Source organism: Dorea sp. BIOML-A1 (assembly GCF_009875615.1).
Lineage (GTDB): Bacteria > Bacillota > Clostridia > Lachnospirales > Lachnospiraceae > Dorea_A > Dorea_A amylophila.
The window spans coordinates 1-7,071 of record NZ_WWSA01000052.1; the positions used below are offsets into that span (position 1 = coordinate 1).

A 7,071-nucleotide genomic window follows, 5' to 3' on the forward strand; every position below is an offset into this window, starting at 1 on the left:
ATGATACCTTCCCCCGGATCTACACTATCGATTATAGTGTAGATCCGGGGGAAGGTATCATAGGCCTTAAGATGCCGCTTCAATATGTTGTGGAGATGTTCATGGATCGTATTGCGGCATCTAAGACATATCAGGGGGACGCATACAGAGACAATCATCCATTGGAGTATTATGAGAAGGGAGCCGGGCGGCTTGGAAAAATGATCCATCCGGATACAGCAGGCCTTCTGCACGAATTGTTGAAAATGCTGGCAGAAGAGGGAGAGGAAAAAACTTTCCGGTATATTAAGAGAGTCCTTTTGAAACAGAAGAAATATTAACAGTTTATGCAATAGTTCAAAAAAATAAAAAAATTCAAAAAAACTGTTGACACAATAACAATTTCGATGTATTATATATCTTGTCTTCGCGAGAGAGCAAAGATGAATGCGGAAGTGTCGGAACTGGCAGACGAGCAAGACTAAGGATCTTGTAAGCATTGCGCTTGTGTGGGTTCAAGTCCCATCTTCCGCATTCATCTAAAAGATGGAAACCCTTGATTTGTTTTGGGTTTCTTATTTTTTTACATACTAATAATTTTTTCTGATTAACGATAAGAAATTTTAATAAAAAAGAGAAAAATTAAAGGAAATCAAAAAGTTTTGTCGAATAATAATAATGAGGAGATTCAAAATGTATTATTCTGATGAGATTATCGAAGAAGTAAGATCAAGAAATGATATTGTAGATGTAATATCTACTTATGTAAAACTGCAGAAAAAAGGCAGCTCATATTTTGGCCTGTGTCCGTTTCACAATGAAAAGTCTCCGTCTTTTTCTGTCAGCAGGCAGAAGCAGATGTATTATTGTTTTGGATGCGGTGCCGGAGGAAATGTATTTACATTTTTGATGGAGTATGAGAATTATACATTTGTCGAGGCGCTGAAATATCTGGCAGACAGAGCAGGGGTAGAACTTCCGGAGGAAGAATACTCGAAAGAGGCAAAAGAACGTGCGGATACAAGGGCGATTCTTTTGGAAATCAACAAAGCTGCAGCGCAATATTATTACGTGCAGCTTAAGAGCAGTCAAGGAGCCGTAGGACTTGGATATTTTAAGAAAAGACAGCTCAGTGACGAGACGATCAAGGCATTTGGTCTGGGTTATTCGAATAAGTACAGTGATGATCTGTACCGTTACTTGAAGTCGAAAGGATATAAGGATGACATGATTGCCAAAGCAGGACTGATCAGTATTGATGAAAAGAATGGTGTGTATGATAAGTTCTGGAACCGTGTGATGTTTCCGATTATGGATGTCAATAGCAGGGTAATCGGATTTGGTGGTCGTGTGATGGGAGATGCAAAACCAAAATATCTGAATTCACCGGAAACAATGGTTTTTGATAAGAGCCGGAATTTGTATGGATTGAACAGGGCAAGACGTACCAAGAAGCCATATTTCCTTTTGTGTGAAGGATATATGGATGTGATTTCACTTCACCAGGCAGGGTTCACCAATGCTGTTGCGTCATTGGGAACTGCGTTGACACCGGGACATGCTGCACTGATCCGCAGATATGTACAGGAAGTGTATCTGACTTATGACAGTGACGGAGCCGGTACAAGGGCAGCATTAAGAGCCATGCCGATTTTACGAGATGCAGGGATTACTGCTAAGATCATAAGGATGGAACCGTATAAAGATCCGGATGAATTTATTAAGAATTTGGGAGCAGAGAAATTCGAAGAACGGATTGCAAGTGCGAGAAATGTATTTATGTACAGTCTGGAAGTGCTGGAGAAGGAGTATGATATGAATTCGCCAGAAGGAAAGACGGAGTTTATGAAAGAAACGGCGAGAAGGCTGACACAGTTTGAAGAAGAGATTGAACGCAATAACTACATAGAAGCAGTGGCGAAAGCCTATCATGTCGGATTTGAAGATCTCAGGAAACTGGTTGGAAAGATGGCGGTACAGGCAGGACTTGCAAAACCGGTTGAAAGACCCAGGGAGATACAGAATAACAGGAAGAATAAAAAAGAAGATGGAATTCTGGTGTCTCAGAAAATACTGCTCACATGGCTGATTGAAAGTGAAGATATCTTTCGACAGATTGAAAAGTATATTACACCGGAAGATTTTTCGGAAGGGCTTTTCCGGCAAGTGGCAGAACTTTTGTATGAACAATATGAAAAGCATGAGGTTAATCCGGCTCAGATCATGAATCACTTTACAGATGAAGAGGAACATCGGCAAGTGGCAGGTCTGTTCCATACGAAGATCAAAGAACTGACAACTGTGAAAGAACAGGAAAAGGCATTGCAGGAGACAATTCTACGGGTCAAAGATCACAGTATTGAAGAAGCGACGAAGAATCTGGATCCTACAGACATTCAGGGACTGCAGCGCCTGATGAATGAAAAAAGAAAAATGCAGGATCTGCGGACACTGCATATTTCCATTAATTAAGGATAAAATATAAACAAGCAATGAGAGGATGGACACTACATGGACGAAAATATCGTAAAATTCCAGGAAAAGTTAAGAGAACTTGTATCACTTGGAAAGAAGAAAAAAGGAATCCTGGAGATTCAGGAAATCAATGATTTTTTCTCTGATATGGAACTTGATTCTGATCAGATGGAAAAAGTATTCGATTACCTGGAAGCAAATAATGTTGATGTGCTCAGAATCAGTAATGATGACGATGATATACCGGATGATATTGTGATGTCAGACGAAGATGATATTGATGTGGAGAAAATCGACCTTTCGGTGCCGGATGGAATCAGCATTGAAGATCCGGTCCGTATGTACCTGAAAGAGATTGGTAAAGTACCGCTTCTGTCGGCAGATGAAGAAGTAGAACTTGCCAAGAGAATGGCAGAGGGCGATGAAGAAGCAAAGAAAAGACTGGCAGAAGCGAATTTGCGTCTGGTTGTAAGTATTGCAAAGCGTTATGTTGGACGTGGTATGTTATTCCTGGATCTGATTCAGGAGGGAAACCTGGGTCTGATTAAAGCAGTAGAAAAATTTGATTATCACAAAGGTTTTAAATTCAGTACTTATGCTACGTGGTGGATCAGACAGGCCATTACGAGAGCAATCGCAGATCAGGCAAGAACAATCCGTATTCCGGTTCATATGGTAGAGACGATCAATAAATTGATTCGTGTATCTAGACAGTTGTTGCAGGAATTAGGACGTGAACCTACGCCGGAAGAGATTGCGGCAGAATTAGATATGCCGGTAGAAAGAGTAAGAGAGATTTTAAAAATTTCACAGGAACCGGTATCATTGGAGACTCCGATCGGTGAAGAAGAAGACAGTCATCTCGGAGACTTTATTCAGGATGATAACGTGCCGGTACCGGCAGAAGCGGCAGCTCAGACACTTTTGAAAGAGCAGTTGGATGAAGTTCTAGATACTCTGACTGAGAGGGAACAGAAAGTATTGAGATTAAGATTCGGTATGAACGATGGACGTGCACGTACACTGGAGGAAGTAGGAAAAGAATTCGATGTTACCCGTGAACGTATCCGTCAGATTGAGGCAAAAGCACTTCGCAAGCTGCGTCATCCAAGCCGGAGCAGAAAATTAAGAGATTATTTAGATTAAGAAAAGAGGCGCCTATGGAACTATCAAAGAGACTGCAGGCAGTTGCAGATCTGGTGACAGAGGGCGCTTCTGTTGCAGATATCGGTACAGATCACGGCTATATTCCTATTTACCTGATAGAACATCATATAGCGGAGAAAGTGATCGCACTGGATATCAACAGAGGTCCCTTGGAGAGAGCCAGAATGCATATAGTCGGCCATGGATTGAAAGAAAAGATAGAAACCAGACTTTCGGACGGATTGGAAAAAGTCCTTCCGGGAGAAGTGGATACGATGATTGCTGCCGGCATGGGCGGCGGTCTGGTGATAAAAATCCTGATGGAAGGAAGAATGGTAGCAGATGCGCTGGATACAATGATCCTGCAGCCACAGTCGGAGATTGGAAAAGTCAGACGATTTTTGAATGAACATCGGCTTCAGATCATAGAGGAGAATATGGTAGAAGAAGATGGGAAATTTTATCCGATGATGAAAGTCATACATGGAGAAAAAGAAGAGTATACTGTATGTGAATATACATATGGAAAATGTCTGCTGAAGCAGCGGCATCCGGTACTCAAGAAATATCTGGACAGGGAGATGGCAATTAAGGAGCATGTATTCGGGCAGCTTTTTAAACATCAGAACAGTGAAAGTGCTGCCAGAAGAATGGAAGAACTGAAAAAGGAGATCATACTGACGCAAGAGGCATTGAAGTATTACGAGTAGAAGAAAGGGAGTATGTAAGATGTTGTGTAGAGATGTAATGAATGTAATTGAAAAAGAATATCCGCTGAATTACGCACTTTCATGGGATAATGTCGGACTTCTGGTGGGGAGAGACGATAAAGAAGTGAAAAAGATATATATCGCACTGGATGCAACAGATAAAGTAATAGATGAAGCGGTTAAGAATGGTGCAGATATGCTGATTACACATCATCCGATGATCTTTTCACCGATCAAGAAAATTCATAATCTTGATTTTGTAGGAGGTCGTATTCTTAAACTGATTCAGAACGACATTTCTTATTATGCAATGCATACGAATTATGATGTACTGGGAATGGCGGAACTTTCCGGAGACAAGATGAATATGAAAGACGCTGAGATACTGGAAGTGACGGCAGAAGGTGATATCGGGGAAGAAGATGAGCCGGAAGGGATCGGCAGAGTATCAGATCTTGAGATTCCTATGACGCTCAGAGAGTGCTGTGAGGATGTAAAAGATGCATTTCATCTGGAAGCAGTAAAGGTGTTCGGTAATTTGGAAGACAAAGTGAAGCGTATTGCAATCTGTCCGGGTTCCGGGAAAAGTGTGATCCAGGCAGCCCTGGATAAACATGCAGATGTACTGATTACCGGAGATATCGGTCATCATGAAGGAATTGATGCAGTGGCACGGGGGCTGGCAATCATAGATGGCGGTCATTATGGAATCGAGCACATTTTTATTGAAGATATGAGACAGTATCTGGAAAAGAATCTGAAAGATGTGGAAGTTATTGCGGCTCCGATCATTCATCCGTTTCTGCTTGTGTAAAGATGAGAAAGTCTGTGAGCCAGAGGCAAAATGAGATGAGGAAGTTATGAAACGGCCAAAGTAAAAGTGTGAAAATGAGGTGTGTCTATGAATGATATTTTATATACGGTCCATGTAGATGGAACAGACAAAAAATTCAAAAAAGGAACGACATATCAGGAGATAGCCAGAACATATCAGCAGGAATATCAGCATGATATTGTGCTGGTATTTGTGGATGGACGACTTCAGGAATTGTTCAAGACACTGGAAACTGATTGTGAGTTGAAATTTGTGACGACTGCGGATCCGCTGGGTTATAAAAGTTACCGGAGAAGTATGAGCCTGATGCTCGTGAAAGCAATTTATGATGTGGAAGAACATAAGAATATCGATAAAGTCAGAATTCATTATTCTGTAAGTAAGGGTTATTATTGCACGATAGAAGGAAATATTGATCTTACACAGGAATTTCTTGATCGTGTAGAAAGCCGTATGAGAGCTATGGTGGAAATGGATCTTCCTATCAGAAAAAAAAGCGTGCATACAGATGATGCAATTGCAATGTTCGGACAGCATGGCATGCACGATAAAGAACGGCTGTTCCATTACCGGAGAGTGTCTCGGGTGAACATTTACAGTTTGAATGAATTTGAAGATTATTATTATGGATATATGGTACCGAGTGCCGGATATCTGAAATATTTTAAATTGTACCTGTACGATGAGGGATTTGTGATTCAGATGCCGGTGATGAATGAGCCGGAAGCAGTACCTCCGTTCGAACCGCAGAATCACTTGTTCCGTGTGCTGCAGGAATCAACCAAGTGGGGAGATATTCAGGGTATCGAAACAGTTGGAGACCTGAACGACAAGATTACAAAAAGTGATGTGAACGAATTGGTATTGGTGCAGGAAGCACTTCAGGAAGAAAAAATTGCACAGATCGCTGAACAGATCAAAGAGTGTTCGGATGTCCGCTTTGTATTGATTGCAGGACCATCGTCTTCGAGTAAGACTACTTTTTCACATCGACTGTCTGTGCAGCTGCGGGCGAATGGATTGTGTCCGTATCCGATTGCTGTGGACAATTATTTTAAAGAACGCGAAGAGACACCAAGAGATGAGAATGGAGAATTTGATTTTGAAGGACTTGGTGCGGTTGATGTGGAATTATTCAATCTTCAGCTTCAGGAACTCCTGGAGGGAAAAGAAGTCGTAATACCGGAGTTTAACTTTGTAACCGGTCATAAGGAATACAAAAGAAGGCCAAAGAAATTAAAAGAAAACGAAGTGCTGGTAATTGAGGGAATTCATTGTCTGAATCCGGAATTGACCAGAAAGCTTCCGGATGAAAATAAGTTTAAGATTTATATCAGTGCACTTACACAGCTGAATATTGATGAGCATAACCGCATCCCGACAACAGATGGACGTCTGATCCGCAGAATTGTACGCGATGCAAGAACCAGAGGTACATCAGCAAAGGAGACGATCCGTATGTGGCCGGCGGTGAGAAAAGGAGAAGAGAGGAATATTTTTCCTTATCAGGAAGAGGCAGATGTGATGTTTAATTCAGCATTGATCTATGAACTTGCAGTATTGAAACCATACGTAGAAGCTCAGCTCTTTGGAATTGAACGAGACTGTCCGGAATATTTGGAAGCAAAACGTTTATTGAAATTCCTTGATTACTTTGTTGGAATCGGAAGTGAGAATGTACCGGCGAATTCATTACTTAGAGAGTTTATAGGGGGCGGGTGTTTTCACGTGTGATTTTTTGGGATTTAATTTATTAACGGGGAAGCGGCTTCTCAGTCCTTGAAGAAAACAATAGATAAGGCTTCTTGTTCAGGTTCCATACCATAAGAAACACTAAGAGAGTCAGAAGCACCTAAAAGCAAAGGAACTACGCTCAAACTCGGCGTTCGCCTCAAACACGTTCGCTTCGTTCCTTTAACGGTGCTT

General features: G+C 41.4%; 6 protein-coding genes and 1 tRNA gene. All 7 read left to right on the forward strand.

The annotated features are described in order from the left end of the window. Positions 1-320 (forward strand): DUF5662 family protein (locus tag GT508_RS14030; protein WP_243144137.1); only part of this gene is annotated, 320 nt, incomplete at its 5' end. A gap of 108 nt (positions 321-428) precedes the next feature. Continuing rightward, a tRNA-Leu gene (locus GT508_RS14035) sits at positions 429-513 on the forward strand. A gap of 159 nt (positions 514-672) precedes the next feature. Then, positions 673-2,451: a DNA primase gene (gene dnaG, locus GT508_RS14040; protein ID WP_055281245.1), complete on the forward strand. Its 1,779-nt coding sequence runs from the start codon at positions 673-675 to the stop codon at positions 2,449-2,451. A gap of 39 nt (positions 2,452-2,490) precedes the next feature. Continuing rightward, a complete protein-coding gene (gene rpoD, locus GT508_RS14045; RefSeq protein WP_055281247.1) occupies positions 2,491-3,600 on the forward strand; it encodes an RNA polymerase sigma factor RpoD in 1,110 nt (369 codons plus the stop codon). Between the two features lie 14 nt (positions 3,601-3,614). Continuing rightward, on the forward strand, positions 3,615-4,310 hold the full coding sequence (locus tag GT508_RS14050) for a tRNA (adenine(22)-N(1))-methyltransferase (RefSeq protein ID WP_161144492.1): 696 nt from the start codon (positions 3,615-3,617) through the stop codon (positions 4,308-4,310). A gap of 19 nt (positions 4,311-4,329) precedes the next feature. Beyond that, the gene (locus GT508_RS14055; protein ID WP_161144493.1) at positions 4,330-5,124 is read left to right on the forward strand and encodes a Nif3-like dinuclear metal center hexameric protein; all 795 of its coding nucleotides are present in this window, start codon (positions 4,330-4,332) and stop codon (positions 5,122-5,124) included. 87 nt (positions 5,125-5,211) lie between these two features. Beyond that, positions 5,212-6,879, forward strand: a complete 1,668-nt coding sequence (locus tag GT508_RS14060; protein ID WP_161144494.1) for a nucleoside kinase — start codon at positions 5,212-5,214, stop codon at positions 6,877-6,879. The last annotated feature ends 192 nt before the right edge of the window (positions 6,880-7,071 follow it).